The 17,154-nt window shown below is 59.3% G+C and carries 15 protein-coding genes; 13 read left to right on the top strand and 2 right to left on the bottom strand.

All coding sequences use genetic code 11. The features are described from left to right. Window positions 1–91: 91 nt before the first annotated feature. From dapC to NHU87_RS21485, 7 genes are all read left to right on the top strand, one after another. On the top strand, window positions 92–1,291 hold the full coding sequence (dapC, locus tag NHU87_RS21515; protein WP_253552331.1) for a succinyldiaminopimelate transaminase: 1,200 nt from the start codon (window positions 92–94) through the stop codon (window positions 1,289–1,291). A 104-nt stretch (window positions 1,292–1,395) separates the two neighbouring features. Further along, a complete protein-coding gene (locus NHU87_RS28510) occupies window positions 1,396–2,373 on the top strand; it encodes a hypothetical protein (RefSeq protein ID WP_367399049.1) in 978 nt (325 codons plus the stop codon). A 115-nt stretch (window positions 2,374–2,488) separates the two neighbouring features. Then, window positions 2,489–3,238, top strand: a complete 750-nt coding sequence (locus NHU87_RS21505; protein WP_253552329.1) for a M12 family metallopeptidase — start codon at window positions 2,489–2,491, stop codon at window positions 3,236–3,238. 381 nt (window positions 3,239–3,619) lie between these two features. Next, a complete protein-coding gene (locus NHU87_RS21500; protein ID WP_038979145.1) occupies window positions 3,620–3,982 on the top strand; it encodes an ArsC family reductase in 363 nt (120 codons plus the stop codon). A 33-nt stretch (window positions 3,983–4,015) separates the two neighbouring features. Next, window positions 4,016–5,050 carry a 2,3,4,5-tetrahydropyridine-2,6-dicarboxylate N-succinyltransferase gene (gene dapD / locus NHU87_RS21495; protein WP_253552327.1) on the top strand — a complete coding sequence of 345 codons (1,035 nt, stop codon included), beginning with the start codon at window positions 4,016–4,018 and terminating at the stop codon, window positions 5,048–5,050. Between the two features lie 144 nt (window positions 5,051–5,194). Beyond that, complete coding sequence (locus NHU87_RS21490) at window positions 5,195–6,400, top strand: aminotransferase class V-fold PLP-dependent enzyme (RefSeq protein ID WP_253552325.1); 1,206 nt, start codon at window positions 5,195–5,197, stop codon at window positions 6,398–6,400. Further along, complete coding sequence (locus NHU87_RS21485; protein WP_253552323.1) at window positions 6,397–6,801, top strand: SufE family protein; 405 nt, start codon at window positions 6,397–6,399, stop codon at window positions 6,799–6,801. The genes NHU87_RS21490 and NHU87_RS21485 overlap by 4 nt, the downstream gene beginning before the upstream one ends. A 113-nt stretch (window positions 6,802–6,914) precedes the next feature. On the opposite strand, the gene tcdA is transcribed toward NHU87_RS21485, so the two are convergent. Next, complete coding sequence (gene tcdA / locus NHU87_RS21480; RefSeq protein ID WP_437180847.1) at window positions 6,915–7,730, bottom strand: tRNA cyclic N6-threonylcarbamoyladenosine(37) synthase TcdA; 816 nt, start codon at window positions 7,728–7,730, stop codon at window positions 6,915–6,917. Window positions 7,731–8,010: 280 nt separating this feature from the next. Here tcdA and NHU87_RS21475 point away from each other — a divergent pair, with 280 nt between their 5' ends. The 4 genes from NHU87_RS21475 (at window position 8,011) to NHU87_RS21460 (ending at window position 13,265) form a co-directional block, all read left to right on the top strand. Then, entirely contained in the window at window positions 8,011–10,602 is a 2,592-nt protein-coding gene (locus tag NHU87_RS21475) for a glycosyltransferase (RefSeq protein ID WP_253552318.1), read from the top strand. Between the two features lie 240 nt (window positions 10,603–10,842). Further along, window positions 10,843–11,994, top strand: coding sequence for a succinyl-diaminopimelate desuccinylase (gene dapE, locus NHU87_RS21470; RefSeq protein WP_253552315.1), 1,152 nt, complete (start codon window positions 10,843–10,845; stop codon window positions 11,992–11,994). Further along, window positions 11,994–12,803: a putative RNA methyltransferase gene (locus tag NHU87_RS21465; RefSeq protein WP_253552313.1), complete on the top strand. Its 810-nt coding sequence runs from the start codon at window positions 11,994–11,996 to the stop codon at window positions 12,801–12,803. Before dapE ends, NHU87_RS21465 begins: the two co-directional genes overlap by 1 nt. A gap of 84 nt (window positions 12,804–12,887) precedes the next feature. Continuing rightward, complete coding sequence (locus NHU87_RS21460) at window positions 12,888–13,265, top strand: hypothetical protein (RefSeq protein WP_253552311.1); 378 nt, start codon at window positions 12,888–12,890, stop codon at window positions 13,263–13,265. Between the two features lie 138 nt (window positions 13,266–13,403). Here NHU87_RS21460 and NHU87_RS21455 read toward each other — a convergent pair whose 3' ends face one another. Next, the gene (locus NHU87_RS21455) at window positions 13,404–13,613 is read right to left on the bottom strand and encodes a cold-shock protein (protein WP_007964248.1); all 210 of its coding nucleotides are present in this window, start codon (window positions 13,611–13,613) and stop codon (window positions 13,404–13,406) included. 166 nt (window positions 13,614–13,779) lie between these two features. Between NHU87_RS21455 and plsB the strand changes: the two genes are divergently transcribed. Both plsB and NHU87_RS21445 read left to right on the top strand, forming a co-directional pair. Further along, on the top strand, window positions 13,780–16,284 hold the full coding sequence (gene plsB, locus NHU87_RS21450) for a glycerol-3-phosphate 1-O-acyltransferase PlsB (protein ID WP_253552310.1): 2,505 nt from the start codon (window positions 13,780–13,782) through the stop codon (window positions 16,282–16,284). A 70-nt stretch (window positions 16,285–16,354) separates the two neighbouring features. After that, window positions 16,355–17,044: a DUF4197 domain-containing protein gene (locus NHU87_RS21445; protein ID WP_253552309.1), complete on the top strand. Its 690-nt coding sequence runs from the start codon at window positions 16,355–16,357 to the stop codon at window positions 17,042–17,044. Window positions 17,045–17,154 lie beyond the last annotated feature (110 nt).

Below are 17,154 nucleotides of genomic sequence, written 5' to 3'. Positions count from 1 at the left end.
GCTCGCGAAAGCGTCCTGTCAAACAACATTGTCGGTGACTAACACCCCGCTTTCGCGAGCAAGCCCGCTCCCACATTTATAGAGGTCCCCCATGAACAACGCTCTGAACCAGTTGCAGCCCTACCCGTTCGAAAAGCTCCGCGCCCTGCTCGGCAGCGTCACGCCAAACCCGGACAAACGCGCCATTGCGCTGTCCATCGGCGAGCCGAAACACCGTTCGCCGAGCTTCGTCGCCGAAGCGCTGGCGAGCAATCTGGATCAGATGGCCGTGTACCCGACCACCCTCGGCATCCCGGCCCTGCGTGAAGCCATCGCCGCCTGGTGCGAACGTCGCTTCAACGTCCCGAACGGCTGGCTCGACCCGGCGCGCAATGTATTGCCGGTCAATGGCACCCGTGAAGCGCTGTTCGCTTTCACTCAGACCGTGGTCAACCGTGGCGATGATGCTTTGGTGGTCAGCCCGAACCCGTTCTATCAGATCTATGAAGGCGCCGCGTTCCTGGCCGGGGCCAAGCCGCATTACCTGCCATGCCTGGATGAAAACGGCTTCAACCCGGATTTCGACGCCGTTTCGCCAGACATCTGGAAACGCTGCCAAATCCTGTTCCTGTGTTCGCCGGGCAACCCGACCGGCGCGCTGATTCGGGTCGACACCCTGAAGAAACTGATCGCCCTGGCCGACGAATATGACTTCGTGATCGCCGCCGACGAGTGCTACAGCGAACTGTACTTCGACGAACAAACCCCACCGCCGGGCCTGCTCAGCGCGTGCGTGGAACTGGGCCGCAAGGACTTCAAGCGTTGCGTGGTGTTCCACAGCCTGTCCAAGCGTTCCAACCTGCCGGGCCTGCGTTCCGGTTTTGTGGCCGGTGATGCCGACATCCTCAAGGGCTTCCTGCTCTATCGCACCTACCACGGCTGTGCGATGCCGGTTCAAACACAACTGGCCAGCGTTGCCGCATGGAATGATGAAGTGCATGTGCGCGCCAACCGTGCGCTGTATCGCGAGAAGTACGATGCGGTCCTGGAGATTCTCAGCCCGGTGATGGATGTGCAGCGTCCGGACGGTGGTTTCTACCTGTGGCCTAGTGTGAAGGGCGATGATGCGGCGTTCTGCCGTGACCTGTTCGAGCAAGAACACGTGACCGTGGTGCCGGGCTCCTACTTGTCCCGCGACGTGGATGGCGTCAACCCGGGCGCCGGGCGTGTGCGTATGGCGTTGGTCGCGCCATTGGCGGAGTGCGTAGAAGCGGCTGAACGCATTCGTGCGTTCATTACTCGCCACCAGTAACCCCTGAATGCCCGTGCCAGGCAATCTGGCGCGGGCACTTCGCCTATCAAGTTACAATTCATATAACTTTATACCTCACTTACCGGCAGATCGAAGTTTAGTCTTTGGCAGCGCACTTCGATGCGCCCGAATTAAAACCCCGCCCCATAAACACACACTTTCAAGTCTGCATGGCGCAACGCTCTGCGGACCTTTCAATATCAAGCAATACAAACAACCAACAAATAACTTTATCCCACCCTCCCATTCAAACTAACTTACCCACCTGCAACTTTAAAATCTCTAAACCACAACTGGCACAGTATGCCGTAACACTTTCATCACCTTTAACATGGATCGTAACACCTTTCCTGGCCATCAACCCAGTAGATCTCAATGCCTCTTACGCGGTGGCCATCGCCGAAAACCCGGCGAATCACGAAGTTTCCACCTCCAGTCGCAAGAAGCGGGCAGTCGCCAGGCACACCCATTTCTGGGCGCCAGGCCGCACGTTGAAAATTGCCTTTCTGAACGGCGATCAAGCGTTCAAGAATGCCGTCAAAGCTGCCGCCAACAACTGGTTGCCGCACGTCAATCTGACGTTCGATTTCGTCGAAGGTGAAGAGGGCGATATCCGTATCAGCAGGACGCCGGGCACCTATTGGTCGGAAATCGGCACCAACGCCCTGCTGCGCGAAGAGGGGCCTACCATGGGCCTGTCGCCCGATTTGCGCATGCCTGCGTTTTTCGCCGCCAATGTGATGCACGAGTTTGGACATTTACTGGGCGCCGAACATGAACACCTGCATCCCGAGGCGAATATTCCCTGGAATAAGCGAGCCGTCTACGCGGCGCATGGCGCGGATGAACACGCTGACGAAGACCATTATCAGCGGAGCATGGTCGACGAACGTTACTTCAATCCTCTTGATGCCAGCGCAGTCAATCACTCGCCCTATGATCCGCTGTCGATCATGCACTATGTAATCAGCCAGGACTGGACTGAGGGCGACTTCAAGATTGACCTTAATTTTGTCCTCAGTGAAAAGGACAAGGCTTTCATGTCCAAGGTTTACCCCTTCCAGCAAGAGCAAAGCGAATAATCCGGCAAAGGATCGACAGAATGTCCGATTCCGCCCTAAAGCCACTCCCGTTGTTCCGTTTCGCCAAGCGCTCTTAGCCTATAAACGAAAAACATTTATCCAAAGGTAATATGACATGTATAAAACAAAACCATGCACGATAATTCCACCCGCGGATTATTTAACATCTTACGATGCCGCCATCGAAGAAAATCCCGGCAATTCACCCATAACCGAAAGTTCCGGACGCAAGAAACGTGCTGTAGCCGAGCACACAAAGTTCTGGAAACCTGGACGCACCCTAAAAGTGCGCTTTCTCGACCCCCTGTCACCCTATGAACTATTTATGTTCATGCAGGTCTTCGCGCAATGGGAACAGCACATCAACTTGCACTTTGAATTAGCACTAACCGGAGAGGCCGAAATCAGGATCAGAACCAAAACCGACGAAGATCGCTCCGCCTTGGGCACCGATGCACTGACGATTGATAAGAGCGAACCCACCATGTCAATTTCCCTCCGCCCAGATGAGGAGTACTTCGAAGCCAACCTACTGCATGAAATTGGTCACGCCATAGGCCTTCTGCACGAGCACACACATCTCGAAGCCAACATCCCGTGGAACAAACAGAAGGTATATGAATACTATGGAAAGATGGGTTGGACTCAGGCGGAAGTAGATAAAAATATATTGACTCCCGCGAATGGAGCGTTAGTCGACACCGAATACGATAAAGCATCGATCATGCACTATCCTGTTCCCAACGAATTGACCGACGGTGTCTGGGAGGTGGGTATAAATACTCGATTGAGTGAGAGGGACAAATACGCAGCTTCAAAGATTTACCCCGCGGCCCCTGACGATACTCCTTGGAATACGCAGTAAATAATCCGCAAATGGCGTAGAGGCTATTTGATCGGCTCTGGATTAGCCTCACTCAAATCCAACTCACCCAACACCTCCCCACAGCACGTCATCACCGATCCGGTGAGGACGGGCTTTGGCCGAATAGTTGAACACTTCAAGCTCATGCCGATACTCGGACCAGGCGAGAAGCGCCGACCAGCATCAGCATGATGAGGACGGTGCAGGCGACCAGGCAATAGACAGCATTGAAGTGCCATATTAGCCCCTTAGACTGCTGGCTGACTGTACAGCGGATGGCCAAGTCAAAAAGACAAACCCGACCACAGCCGACGCGAAACCGTCCGGTCATGGCATAATCCGTCACCTTTTATTTTCAGCACCTGCAAAGGGGGCAAATCCTTGACCGTTTCAAGCAAAACGTTGCACCTTTTCGGCATCAAAGCCTGCGACACCATGAAAAAGGCGCGCACCTGGCTCGATGAACACGCTGTCAGCTATGACTTTCATGATTACAAAACGGTCGGAATCGACCGTGAACACCTGAGCCAATGGTGCGACGAGCACGGCTGGCAAGTGGTGTTGAACCGTGCAGGCACGACCTTTCGCAAGCTCGACGACGAACGCAAAGCCGATCTCGACCAGCCGAAAGCCATCGAACTGATGCTCGCGCAACCCTCGATGATCAAGCGCCCGGTGCTCGATCTCGGTGACCGAACCCTGATTGGCTTCAAGCCAGATATCTACGCGGCCGCACTCAAGTAAGGCAGCCCGTTCCATTTTGTTAGAGGTATCAACATGTCCACTACCCTGTTCAGCCTGGCCTTTGGTGTCGGCACTCAAAACCGTCAAGGCGCATGGCTGGAAGTGTTTTACGCGCAGCCACTGCTCAACCCGTCGGCCGAACTGGTCGCTGCCATTGCGCCGATTCTGGGCTACACCGATGGCAATCAGGCCATCGCCTTCAGTACCGCTCAGGCGTCGCAACTGGCTGAAGCGCTGAAAGGCGTCGACGCTGCCCAGGCTGCGCTGCTGACCCGTCTGGCCGAGAGCCACAAGCCGCTGGTCGCCACTGTTTTGGCCGAAGACGCTCAGCTGACTACGACGCCTGAGGCTTACCTCAAGCTGCATTTGCTGTCTCATCGCCTGGTCAAGCCGCATGGCCTGAACCTGGCCGGCGTGTTCCCGCTGCTGCCAAACGTGGCCTGGACCAGTCAGGGCGCGATCGATCTGGCCGAACTGGCCGAGCATCAACTGGAAGCCCGTCTGCGTGGCGAGCTGCTGGAAGTGTTCTCGGTGGACAAGTTCCCGAAAATGACCGACTACGTGGTACCGGCCGGCGTGCGTATCGCTGACGCTGCTCGTATTCGTCTGGGCGCTTACGTGGGCGAAGGCACCACCGTCATGCACGAAGGTTTCGTCAACTTCAACGCTGGCACCGAAGGCCCGGGCATGATCGAAGGCCGCGTTTCCGCTGGCGTATTCGTCGGCAAGGGTTCGGACCTGGGCGGCGGTTGCTCGACCATGGGCACCTTGTCGGGTGGCGGCAACATTGTGATCAAGGTCGGCGAAGGCTGCCTGATCGGCGCCAACGCCGGTATCGGTATCCCGTTAGGCGACCGCAACACTGTTGAGTCGGGCCTGTACGTGACGGCCGGCACCAAAGTTGCGCTGCTGGATGAGCACAACAAACTGGTCAAAGTCGTGAAGGCCCGTGAACTGGCCGGTCAGCCTGACCTACTGTTCCGCCGCAATTCGGAGACCGGTGCCGTGGAGTGCAAAACCCACAAATCGGCCATCGAATTGAACGAAGCGCTGCACGCTCACAACTAAGCAGAGCGTCACACGATCACCTGATCTTGTAGGAGCGAGGCTTGCCCGCGAAGCTTTTAGCGCCAGTGATGACGCCTTCGCGGGCAAGCCTCGCTCCTACAGGTCAGGCGTTCCACCCGCCCATGTTCACCAGGGCCCAATAGCATGATGATTCCCTCTCCCTGGCGCGCCGATTTTCCGGCCATCGCCGCATTGCAACGGCAAGACCAGACCTATCTGGACAACGCCGCCACCACGCAAAAACCTCAAGCCCTGCTGGACGCCCTGGCGCATTACTACGCCAATGGCGCGGCCAACGTGCATCGGGCGCAACACCTGCCCGGCGCCCACGCGACTCAGGCATTCGAAGACAGCCGCAGCAAAGTTGCGCAATGGCTCAATACCGGCGACTGCGGGAAGATCATCTTTACTCACGGCGCGACGTCCGCGCTGAACCTCCTGGCCTATGGCCTGGAACACGCATTCAATCCGGGCGATGAAATTGTCATCAGCGCTCTGGAGCATCACGCCAACCTGTTGCCGTGGCAGCAACTGGCCCACCGTCGCGACTTGAAACTGCTGATCCTGCCGCTGGATGCCGACGGCTTGATTGACCTTGAAGCCGCCGCTCGCCTGATCGGCCCGCGCACCCGTTTGCTGGCAGTCAGTCAGCTGTCCAACGTGCTCGGCGCCTGGCAGCCGTTGCCCGCGTTACTGGCGATGGCCAAGGCGCACAACGCGCTGACCGTGGTCGACGGCGCTCAAGGCGTGGTGCATGGTCGGCATGACGTGCAGGCGCTGGGCTGCGACTTCTATGTGTTTTCCAGTCACAAGCTCTACGGCCCGGATGGCCTGGGTACGCTGTTCGGTCGTCACGAAGCGCTCGAGCAACTACGTCCGTGGCAGTTCGGCGGCGAAATGGTGCTGGATGCCAACTACCATGACGCGCGCTTTCGTTCTGCGCCACTGGGGTTCGAGGCCGGTACGCCGCCGATTTCCAGCGTGATTGGCCTGGGGGCGACCCTGGATTATCTGGCAGGGCTGGATCAGGACGCCGTGTCCGCTCATGAAGCGGCGCTGCATGACTATTTACTCAAAGGCCTTGAAGCGCGCAACGGCATTCGTCTGCTGGGCAAGCCACAACTGGCGCTGGCCAGTTTTGTCGTCGAGGGTGTGCATAACGCTGATCTGGCGCATTTGCTGACCGAACAGGGAATCGCCGTTCGCGCCGGTCATCATTGCGCCATGCCGTTGCTCAAAAGCTTCGAACTGGCCGGGGCGATTCGGGTGTCGTTGGCGTTGTACAACGACTCCGAAGACCTTGAGCGCTTTTTTGCAGCGCTGGATCAGGCCCTGGAGTTGTTGCGATGACCTTGCCCGCCGATGCCGTCACCGCGCTGGATACTTTTCAGAAGACTGCGAGTTGGGAACAGCGGGCGCGGTTGCTGATGCAATGGGGCGACCGCCTGCCTGGGTTGAGCGATGTGGACAAAGTCGAAGCCAACCGCGTGCATGGCTGTGAAAGCCAGGTCTGGCTGGTCGGTGCGCTGCAGGACGGTCATTGGCAGTTCAGCGCCAGCAGCGATGCACGCTTGATTCGCGGGTTGGTGGCGCTGCTGCTGGCCCGGGTCAATGGGTTATCGGCAGCTGAACTGCAACAGGTGGATTTGCCGGACTGGTTTAATCAGCTGGGGTTGTCGCGGCAGTTGTCGTCTTCGCGCAGTAATGGTTTGAATGCGGTGTTGCAGCGGATGCGTGAGCTAGCGCACTGATCGTTCCCATGCTCTGCGTGGGAATGCCTCCGCGGACGCTCCGCGTTCGGCTCTGAAAGGGACGCGGAGCGTCCCGGGCTGCATTCCCACGCAGAGCGTGGGAACGATCAGTATCAAGCAGGCTTGATCTTATCGGCGGGGCGCCGAACTCCGGCCACAATCTTATCCACAGCCTTGGTGGCCGCGACCATGCCGAATGTCGCCGTCACCATCATCACCGCGCCAAAGCCCCCGGCGCAGTCGAGCTTCACGCCATCACCGACAAAACTCTTCTGCAAGCAAATGCTGCCATCAGGTTTCGGGTAGCGCAGTTGCTCGGTGGAAAACACGCAGGGCACGCTGTAGTGGCGGGTCACGGTCCGGGAGAAGCCGTAGTCGCGGCGCAGCGTGGAGCGCACTTTCGACGCCAGCGGATCGTTGAACGTGCGGTTCAGGTCGCAGACCTGGATCAGTGTCGGGTCGATCTGCCCGCCCGCGCCGCCGGTGGTAATGATCTGAATCTTGCGTCGCTTGCACCAGGCGATCAGCGCCGCTTTGGCGTTGACGCTGTCGATGCAGTCAATCACGCAGTCGATGTTCGGCGTGATGTACTCGGCCATGGTTTCGCGGGTGACGAAATCCGCCACCGCATGCACCGTGCAGTCCGGGTTGATCCCGCGCAGACGCTCGGCCATCACCTCGACCTTGGGCTTGCCGACAGTGCTGTCCAGCGCATGCAGTTGACGGTTGACGTTGCTGACACAGACGTCGTCCAGGTCAAACAGCGAAATCTCGCCCACGCCACACCGGGCAACAGCTTCCGCCGCCCAGGAACCGACGCCACCGACGCCGACGATCGCCACATGGGCCGCGCGCAAACGCTCAAGGCCTTCGATGCCATACAAGCGGGCAATGCCAGCAAACCGCGGATCTTCTGTACTCATGACCATTACCCCAAAAACCGGCGCGCATTATAGGGCCGTCGGCGGCCAAGAGCACCTTTGGGCTATGGACGGCAGTCTTGACCGCTTCAAATGACTACAAATTATTGGAATTGGGCTATGGCGCCCCGGTCAAAGAACTTAAGTCGACCTGGATTGCCCAACGTCCGGCATTTCCCTGTCCGCTGTACGGTCAGTGAACGCCCGGTGTAGGATGCGCGCCCCCGCCTCATGGCAGCCGGCCGCCGACCGTTACTTCGTTCAGTAGCCCCTGGAACCTGAAATAGCTATGTCATCGCGTAAATTTGGACTCAACCTGGTCGTGGTTCTTGCAATCGCCGCCTTGTTCACCGGTTTCTGGGCGCTGGTCAATCGCCCCGTCACTGCCCCCAATTGGCCTGAACAGATCTCCGGCTTTTCGTACTCGCCGTTTCAACAAGGCCAGTACCCGCAAAAAGCCCAGTGGCCGACCGACGATGAAATGCGTCGCGATCTGGAGATCATGAGCAAGCTGACGGACAACATCCGTACCTACTCGGTCGACGGCACGCTGGAGAACATTCCCAAACTGGCGGAAGAATTCGGCCTGCGGGTGACCCTGGGGATCTGGATCAGCCCGGACGAAGAGCGCAACGAGCGCGAGATCACCCGCGCCATCGAAATCGCCAACACCTCGCGCAGCGTGGTTCGTGTGATTGTCGGTAACGAGGCGATCTTCCGTAAGGAAATTACCGCGGCAGAACTGAGCCTGATCCTGGATCGCGTCCGCGCGGCCGTAAAGGTTCCGGTCACCACTTCTGAACAGTGGCACGTCTGGAAAGAAAACCCGAGCCTGGCCAAGCACGTCGACCTGATCGCGGCTCACATTCTGCCCTACTGGGAATTCGTTCCGGTGGACAAGGCCGGTCAATTCGTTCTTGACCGCGCCCGTGACCTGAAAAAGATGTTCCCGAAAAAACCGCTGCTGCTCTCCGAAGTCGGCTGGCCGAGCAACGGCCGCATGCGTGGCGGCGCCGATGCGTCGCCGGCGGACCAGGCGATTTACCTGCGCACGCTGGTCAACAAGCTCAACCGCCAAGGCTTCAACTACTTCGTGATCGAAGCGTTCGACCAACCGTGGAAGGCCAGTGACGAAGGTTCGGTGGGCGCGTACTGGGGCGTTTTCAACGCCGCGCGTCAGCAGAAATTCAATTTCGAAGGCCCGGTCGTCGCGATCCCGCAATGGCGCGTGCTGGCGATCGGCTCGGTAGTGCTGGCATTGCTGTCGCTGACCCTGCTGATGATCGACGGCTCGGCCCTGCGTCAACGTGGCCGCACCTTCCTGACCTTTATCGCGTTCCTGTGCGGTTCGGTGCTGGTGTGGATCGGTTATGACTACAGCCAGCAATACAGCACCTGGTTCAGCCTGACGGTAGGGTTCCTGCTCGCCCTCGGTGCACTCGGGGTGTTTATCGTTCTGCTGACCGAGGCCCATGAACTGGCCGAAGCGGTCTGGACCCACAAACGCCGGCGCGAATTCCTGCCGGTAGTGGGCGATTCGCACTACCGACCGAAGGTATCGATCCACGTACCTTGCTACAACGAGCCGCCGGAGATGGTCAAACAGACCCTCAACGCCTTGGCCAACCTCGACTATCCGGACTTCGAAGTCCTGATCATCGACAACAACACCAAAGATCCGGCGGTCTGGGAACCGGTGCGCGATTATTGCGAAACCCTCGGCCCGCGCTTCAAGTTCTTCCACGTGGCACCGCTGGCCGGTTTCAAGGGCGGCGCGCTGAATTACCTGATTCCGCACACCGCCAAAGATGCCGAAGTGATTGCGGTGATCGACTCGGACTACTGTGTCGACCCGAACTGGCTCAAGCACATGGTGCCGCACTTCGCCGATCCGAAAATCGCCGTGGTGCAGTCGCCACAGGATTACCGCGACCAGAACGAAAGCACCTTCAAGAAGCTCTGCTACGCGGAATACAAAGGCTTCTTCCACATCGGCATGGTCACTCGTAACGACCGTGATGCGATCATCCAGCACGGCACCATGACCATGACCCGGCGCTCGGTGCTCGAGGAACTGGGCTGGGCCGACTGGTGCATCTGTGAAGACGCCGAGTTGGGTCTGCGCGTGTTCGAGAAAGGTCTGTCGGCGGCGTATTACCACGACAGCTACGGTAAGGGCCTGATGCCCGATACCTTTATCGACTTCAAGAAACAGCGTTTCCGCTGGGCCTACGGCGCGATTCAGATCATCAAGCGTCACACCGCCAGCCTGCTGCGCGGCAAAGACACCGAACTGACCCGTGGCCAGCGTTATCACTTCCTCGCGGGCTGGTTGCCGTGGGTGGCGGACGGCATGAACATCTTCTTCACCGTCGGCGCTCTGTTGTGGTCGGCGGCGATGATCATCGTGCCGCAACGGGTCGATCCACCGCTGCTGATTTTCGCGATTCCGCCGTTGGCGCTGTTCGTGTTCAAGGTCGGCAAGATCATCTTCCTCTACCGTCGCGCGGTCGGGGTCAACCTCAAGGATGCGTTCTGCGCGGCATTGGCAGGGCTGGCGTTGTCGCACACCATCGCCAAAGCGGTGCTGTACGGCTTCTTCACCAGCAGCATTCCGTTCTTCCGCACCCCGAAAAACGCCGATAACCACGGCTTCTGGGTAGCGATTTCGGAGGCTCGCGAAGAGGTGTTCATCATGCTGCTGTTGTGGGGCGCGGCACTGGGAATCTTCCTGGTGAACGGCCTGCCGAGCAACGACATGCGCTTCTGGGTGACCATGTTGCTGGTGCAGTCGCTGCCGTACCTGGCGGCGCTGATCATGGCGTTCCTGTCTTCGCTGCCAAAACCGGTGGCTGAAGCCACGACCGCACCGGCTGTCTAAATCAGTACAGATGCACTAAACGGCGGCCAATGGCCGCCGTTTTGCTTTAAGATAACCGCCATTTTGCAGGCCTTGGCGTGATATACGGTCTTGTCGACCGAACTCAATTCCTGTGGGAGCGGGCTTGCCCGCGATGAGGCCGGAACATTCAAGATCCATGTTGACTGTGCCGACGCCTTCGCGGGCAAGCCCGCTCCCACATTTAGCCCGCGCCCATACTTCATGTTTTCGGAGCTTTCCATGACGGCCCACGCCGACCTTTCGCCGACCCTTCAACTCGCCATCGACCTGATCCGCCGTCCGTCCGTGACGCCGGTCGACGCCGATTGCCAGAAGCAGATGATGCAGCGCCTGGGCGATGCCGGTTTCAAACTGGAACCGATGCGCATCGAAGATGTGGATAACTTCTGGGCGACCCACGGTAAACACGAAGGCCCGGTGCTGTGTTTCGCCGGCCACACCGACGTGGTCCCGACCGGTCCGGTAAGTGCCTGGCAGATCGATCCGTTCAACGCGCTGATCGATGAGCAGGGCATGCTCTGCGGCCGTGGCGCGGCAGACATGAAAGGCAGCCTCGCGGCTATGACCGTGGCGGCTGAGCGTTTTGTCGCCGACTACCCGGATCACAAGGGCAAGGTCGCGTTCCTGATCACCAGCGACGAAGAAGGCCCGGCTCATCACGGCACCAAAGCTGTGGTTGAGCGCCTCGCCGCCCGCAAGGAACGTCTGGACTGGTGCATCGTCGGCGAACCGTCGAGCACCACCCTGGTGGGCGACGTGGTCAAGAATGGCCGTCGCGGTTCCCTTGGCGCCAAACTGACCGTGCGCGGTGTGCAGGGTCACGTGGCCTATCCGCATCTGGCGAAGAACCCGATCCACCTCGCTGCCCCGGCGCTGGCCGAACTGGCCGCCGAGCACTGGGACCACGGCAACGATTTCTTCCCGCCAACCAGTTTCCAGATCTCCAACGTCAATTCCGGTACCGGCGCGACCAACGTGATTCCGGGTGATCTGGTGGCGGTATTCAACTTCCGCTTCTCCACCGAATCCACCGTCGAAGGCCTGCAAAAGCGCGTCGCCGATATTCTCGACAAGCATGGTCTGGACTGGCACATCGACTGGGCGCTGTCCGGCCTGCCGTTCCTCACCGAGCCGGGCGCCCTGCTCGACGCGGTATCGGCGAGCATCAAGGACATCACCGGTCGCGAGACCAAGGCGTCCACCAGCGGCGGCACCTCCGACGGGCGCTTCATCGCGACCATGGGTACTCAAGTGGTCGAACTGGGCCCGGTCAACGCAACGATTCACCAGGTCAACGAGCGCGTACTGGCGGCCGATCTCGATGTGCTGACCGAAATCTACTACCAGACCCTGATCAAGTTGCTCGCCTGATGCTTGCGTGTCCGATCTGCAGCGAACCGCTAAGCGCGGTGGATAACGGCGTGGCTTGCCCCGCCGGGCATCGTTTCGACCGTGCGCGGCAGGGTTACCTGAACCTGTTGCCGGTGCAGCATAAAAACAGCCGCGACCCTGGGGATAACCTGGCGATGGTCGAAGCCCGTCGCGACTTTTTGAACGCCGGCCATTACGCGCCGGTGGCCAAACGTCTGGCGGAACTGGCGGCGCAATACGCGCCCCAGCGCTGGCTGGACATCGGTTGTGGCGAGGGTTACTACACCGCGCAAATCGCCGAAGCCTTGCCCAACGCCGATGGTTACGCCCTGGACATTTCCCGGGAAGCGGTCAAACGCGCCTGCAAACGCAATCCTGCGCTGACCTGGTTGATCGCCAGCATGGCCCGGGTGCCTTTGGCCTCCGGCAGTTGCCAGTTTCTCGCCAGCGTTTTCAGTCCGCTGGACTGGGAAGAAGCCAAACGCCTGCTCAGCCCCGGCGGCGGCTTGATGAAAGTCGGGCCGACCAGCGGCCATCTGATGGAACTGCGCGAGCGGCTGTACGACGAAGTCCGTGAGTACACCGACGACAAGCATTTGGCCCTGGTGCCGGAAGGCATGGCGCTGCAACACAGCGAAACCCTGGAGTTCAAACTGACGCTGGTTAACGGTCAGGATCGCGCGAACCTGTTGGCCATGACACCCCACGGCTGGCGCGCCAGTGCCGAACGCCGGGCGGCCGTCATCGAACAGGCCGAGCCGTTCGAGGTCACTGTTTCGATGCGCTACGATTACTTCGTGCTTCAATGATTTCTTAATTTTTTGGTCTTGAGCAATGGCTTGAGACCGGCTAAATCCGCGAATGGATTTTTCAGACCCGCAGTGAGGACATCCATGCGCCAACCCGATATCGAGATTTACCTGAAAGACGCCGACGTCGACCACAAGGCCATCGCGGCCTGGCTCGGCGCGGCTTTAGGCCCATGCACCGATTGGGTTCAGAAAGGCCAGACCTACAAGTGCAAGGCCGGCAACGTGCCAGTCACCTGGCTGCCGAAAGCCGTCGGCAAATGGAACAGCCTGTACCTGGAAAGCGACCAGACCCCATGGGAAGACGACATCGCCTGCGCCCGCGCAGCCTTTGCCGCACTGAACGTCGAAGTGCGTTGCGCGCCGGGTAGCTGGGTCGAGGAAGAAGGTGAAGAGACGGCGGATCGCTGGATGCGCATCAGCGCCGATGGTGAAGAAGAAATCACCTGGAAAACCGCCTGACTCTGATTGTTCCCACGCTCCGCGTTGATCGTTCCCACGCTCTGCGTGGGAATGCAGCCCGGGACGCTCCGCGTCCCTTCAAAAGCCGAACGCAGAGCGTCCGTTGAGGCATTCCCACGCAGAGCGTGGGAACGATCTTCAGAGACCCACCACATCCTCAGCCTGCAAGCCCTTCTCGCCGGTCACCACCGCATACTCAACCTGCTGACCTTCAGTCAGAGAGCGGTGCCCTTCGCCGCGGATCGCGCGGTAGTGCACGAACACGTCCACCCCGTCCTCGCGCTGAATGAAGCCATAGCCTTTGGCGTCATTGAACCACTTCACATTGCCGGTTTCGCGCGTAGCCATTTCCAGTTACCCCGTTATTTTTATTTTGAACGGCCGAGTATATGACAGCCATCAAAACTCTCAACTCAAGTTTACTTAGCCGCTTTTTTGCCGATTTTCGGCTAATACGGCACACTATCTGCTGCCCGAGCAAACGCTCGGTTTTTTTCACTCACGCAGAAGCCGTATGACCCGTTCCCCGTTCCGCCGTCTTGTGTTTGGCACCCTGCGCCGACTGCTGTACCTCTGGGTTCGCTCGGAGACGATCAACCAGTCGTCGTTCACCCTTAACCTCGACCGCAGCCGGCCGGTGTTCTACGTCCTGCAAAATCCTTCACTGACCGACCTCGCCGTGGTCGATACCGAATGCAGCAAGGCCGGCCTACCCCGCCCGGTGTTGCCTGTATCAGTGGGTACGCTGGTGGAGCCCGCCGCGTTCTTTTACCTGACGCCGGAGCCCGACTGGCTCGGCCGTCAGGACAAGCGCGGCGCGCCACCAACCTTGACCCGTCTGGTCAGCGCCCTGAGCCAGAACGCCGCCGAAGACGCGCAGATCATTCCGGTCAGCGTGTTCTGGGGCCAGTCGCCGGACAGCGAGTCGAGCCCGTGGAAACTGCTGTTCGCCGACAGCTGGGCGGTCACCGGGCGCTTGCGGCGACTGCTGAGCATCATCGTGCTGGGGCGCAAGACCCGGGTGCAGTTCTCGGCACCGATTCATTTGCGTGAACTGATCGATCACAACAAAGGCCACGAGCGCACCGTGCGCATGGCCCAGCGGATTCTGCGGGTGCACTTCCGCAACCTGAAAGCCGCGGTGATCGGCCCGGACATTTCCCACCGTCGCAACCTGGTCAAAGGCCTGCTCAATCAGCCATTGGTCAAACAGGCGATCCTCGACGAAGCCGAGCGCGAGAACATCTCCCCGGAAAAAGCCAAGAGCCAGGCCTTGCGTTACGGCAACGAGATCGCCTCGGACTACACCTATACCGCGATCCGCTTTCTGGAAGTGGTGCTGAGCTGGTTCTGGAACAAGATCTACGACGGGATCAAGGTCAACCACATCGAAGGTGTGCAGAAAGTCGCCCAAGGTCACGAAGTGATCTACGTGCCGTGCCACCGCAGCCACATTGACTACCTGCTGCTCTCGTATCTGCTGTTCCGCAACGGCCTGACCCCGCCGCACATCGCCGCCGGGATCAATCTCAACATGCCGGTGATCGGCAGTTTGCTACGGCGTGGCGGGGCGTTCTTCATGCGCCGCACCTTCAAGGGCAACCCGCTCTACACCTCGGTGTTCAACGAATACCTGCACACCCTCTTCACCAAAGGCTTCCCGGTCGAGTACTTCGTCGAGGGCGGCCGCTCGCGCACCGGACGCATGCTGCAACCGAAAACCGGGATGCTCGCGATCACTCTGCGCAGCTTCCTGCGTTCGTCGCGCATGCCGATCGTCTTCGTGCCGGTGTACATCGGCTATGAGCGCGTGCTGGAAGGCCGCACCTACCTTGGCGAATTACGTGGCGCGAGCAAGAAGAAAGAATCGATCTTCGACATTTTCAAAGTCATCGGCGCGCTCAAACAGCGCTTCGGTCAGGTCGCGGTCAACTTCGGTGAGCCGATCAAACTGGCGGAATTCCTCGACAGCGAACAGCCAGACTGGCGCCAACAGGAACTCGGCCCGCAGTTCAAACCGGCCTGGCTCAACGAAACCACCAACCGCCTCGGCGAGAAAGTCGCACAGCATTTGAATGAAGCGGCGGCGATCAACCCGGTGAATCTGGTGGCCCTGGCGTTGCTGTCCACCAGCCGTCTGGCCCTGGACGATCGCGCCATGGCGCGGGTGCTCGATCTGTATCTGGCGCTGTTACGCAAGGTTCCCTACTCCTCGCACACCACCCTGCCGGAAGGTGACGGTCGGGCACTGATCGAACACGTGAAGGACATGGACCTGCTGTCCGAGCAAAGCGATGCGCTGGGCAAGATTCTGTACCTGGACGAACAAAACGCCGTCCTGATGACCTACTACCGCAACAACGTGCTGCACATCTTCGCGTTGCCGTCGTTGCTGGCGAGTTTTTTCCAGAGCACCTCGCGCATGAGCCGCGAGCAAATCCTGCGCTACACCCGCGCGCTGTACCCGTACTTGCAATCGGAGCTGTTCATTCGCTGGTCGCTGGACGAACTCGACGGCGTGATCGATCAATGGCTCGAAGCCTTCGTCGAGCAAGGCCTGCTGCGTTTCGAGAAGGACCTGTACCTGCGTCCGGCACCGAGCTCGCGGCATTTCGTGCTGCTGACGTTGCTGTCGAAAAGCATCGCCCAGACCTTGCAGCGCTTCTACATGACCGTTTCCTTGCTGCTCAACAGCGGCCAGAACAGTATCAGCGCCGAAGAACTCGAAGACCTCTGCACGGTCATGGCCCAGCGCCTGTCGATCCTCCACGGCCTGAACGCCCCGGAGTTCTTCGACAAGAGCCTGTTCCGTCACTTCATCCAGACAATGCTGGACCTCGACGTGCTGCGCCGCGATGAAGCCGGCAAGTTGAGCTATCACGAACTGCTCGGCGAACTGGCCGAAGGCGCCGCCAAACGTGTGTTGCCGGCGGAGATTCGCTTGTCGATCCGTCAGGTGGCGCTGCATCGCATTGAAGATGCGGCGGACCAAGTCGCGGCGCCAGTGCAGACCGTCTAAATTCCTACAGGCGCCAGGCTTTTTCTGGCGCCCTTTTGTCTGAACCTTTTTTACGAACAAGGAAGCCGCCATGCTCCGCCCTCCCCTTCGCTTCGCCGGCCTGTGCGCAGGCTTGATGATCTGCGCCAACGCCTTGGCAGGGTCTCTCAATGACCTGTCGCAACAAGACGCCACCGGCGGTCTCAAGGACGCTCTGACCCAAGGCGCGCAATTGGCCGTTAAACAACTCGGCGCGCCCGGCGGTTTCAGCAACAACCCGGAGGTGAAAATCGAGCTGCCGGGCAAACTGGGTAAAGTCGCCAAGAAAATGAAACAGTTCGGCATGGGCGATCAGGTCGATCAACTGGAAACCAGCATGAACAAAGCGGCTGAAACGGCCGTGACGCAGGCTCAGCCGATTCTGGTGGATGCGGTGAAGAAGATGACAGTGGAAGATGCCAAGGGGATCCTCAGCGGCGGCAAGGATTCGGCCACTCAATACCTGAGCAAAACCAGCCGCGAGCAGATCCGCACCAAGTTCCTGCCGATCGTCAAACAAGCCACCGACCAAGTGGGTTTGGCCCAGCAATACAACTCGTTCGCCGGACAAGCGGCGACTCTGGGCGTGCTGGATGCGAAAAACGCCAACATCGAAAGCTACGTGACCGAGCAGGCGTTGAACGGTCTGTTCGAGATGATCGGCAAGCAGGAAGAAACCATTCGCCAGAACCCTGCTGCGGCGGCGACCAGTTTGGCGAAGAAGGTGTTTGGTACGCTTTAAAGGCCTCTGAGAGGCTTATGTGGCGAGGGGGGCAATGCCAGTCAGTTAAGCCGTAATGCGATCTGTAGCAGCTGGCGAAGCCTGCGTTCGGCTGCGTAGCAGTCGTGAAT

Origin of the sequence: Pseudomonas mandelii (assembly GCF_024138395.1) — a bacterium.
Lineage (GTDB): Bacteria > Pseudomonadota > Gammaproteobacteria > Pseudomonadales > Pseudomonadaceae > Aquipseudomonas > Aquipseudomonas mandelii_E.
This window is presented reverse-complemented; position numbering and strand designations above follow the sequence as displayed.

Bases quoted from the DNA above. Each gene is read 5' to 3' on its own strand.
- dapC (WP_253552331.1), top strand. From the start codon at position 92: ATGAACAACGCTCTGAACCAGTTGCAGCCCTACCCGTTCGAAAAGCTC.
- NHU87_RS21505 (WP_253552329.1), top strand. From the start codon at position 2,489: ATGTATAAAACAAAACCATGCACGATAATTCCACCCGCGGATTATTTA.
- dapD (WP_253552327.1), top strand. From the start codon at position 4,016: ATGTCCACTACCCTGTTCAGCCTGGCCTTTGGTGTCGGCACTCAAAAC.
- NHU87_RS21490 (WP_253552325.1), top strand. From the start codon at position 5,195: ATGATGATTCCCTCTCCCTGGCGCGCCGATTTTCCGGCCATCGCCGCA.
- NHU87_RS21485 (WP_253552323.1), top strand. From the start codon at position 6,397: ATGACCTTGCCCGCCGATGCCGTCACCGCGCTGGATACTTTTCAGAAG.
- tcdA (WP_437180847.1), bottom strand. From the start codon at position 7,730: ATGGTCATGAGTACAGAAGATCCGCGGTTTGCTGGCATTGCCCGCTTG.
- NHU87_RS21475 (WP_253552318.1), top strand. From the start codon at position 8,011: ATGTCATCGCGTAAATTTGGACTCAACCTGGTCGTGGTTCTTGCAATC.
- dapE (WP_253552315.1), top strand. From the start codon at position 10,843: ATGACGGCCCACGCCGACCTTTCGCCGACCCTTCAACTCGCCATCGAC.
- NHU87_RS21465 (WP_253552313.1), top strand. From the start codon at position 11,994: ATGCTTGCGTGTCCGATCTGCAGCGAACCGCTAAGCGCGGTGGATAAC.
- NHU87_RS21460 (WP_253552311.1), top strand. From the start codon at position 12,888: ATGCGCCAACCCGATATCGAGATTTACCTGAAAGACGCCGACGTCGAC.
- NHU87_RS21455 (WP_007964248.1), bottom strand. From the start codon at position 13,613: ATGGCTACGCGCGAAACCGGCAATGTGAAGTGGTTCAATGACGCCAAA.
- plsB (WP_253552310.1), top strand. From the start codon at position 13,780: ATGACCCGTTCCCCGTTCCGCCGTCTTGTGTTTGGCACCCTGCGCCGA.
- NHU87_RS21445 (WP_253552309.1), top strand. From the start codon at position 16,355: ATGCTCCGCCCTCCCCTTCGCTTCGCCGGCCTGTGCGCAGGCTTGATG.